At 40.8% G+C, this 299-nt stretch carries 1 protein-coding gene; it reads right to left on the minus strand.

The window, feature by feature from the left end:
• Positions 1-106 precede the first annotated feature (106 nt).
• Positions 107-299 (minus strand): transposase domain-containing protein (locus tag BACCOPRO_RS07530; RefSeq protein ID WP_008142401.1); only part of this gene is annotated, 193 nt, incomplete at its 5' end.

Consider the following 299-nt stretch of genomic DNA (forward strand, 5'->3'; position numbering starts at 1 on the left):
GTAAGCATCCGATAAAGTACACATTGTAGATTCATAAAACAACAAACTCTTCTTATCAACGAATATAAAGTTGGTAAGAAGAGTTTGCTATTCTATTGTACCTCTATTAGACTTCAATTGGATTTTCGTTGGACTTCTTCAACTTCCAGACATCCGGAAGCAGTTCCCGGATATCTTTGCCGGAATCTTTTTCCTGATAATATGGAAGCCTGGCAATGACATCGTTCAGCCATTCTCTCGGATTGACTTCCTGTGCCTTGCAGGTGGCAAGCAGTGAACAGATGACCGCTGTATTTTCG

Origin of the sequence: Phocaeicola coprophilus DSM 18228 = JCM 13818 (genome assembly GCF_000157915.1) — a bacterium.
GTDB classification, from domain to species: domain Bacteria; phylum Bacteroidota; class Bacteroidia; order Bacteroidales; family Bacteroidaceae; genus Phocaeicola; species Phocaeicola coprophilus.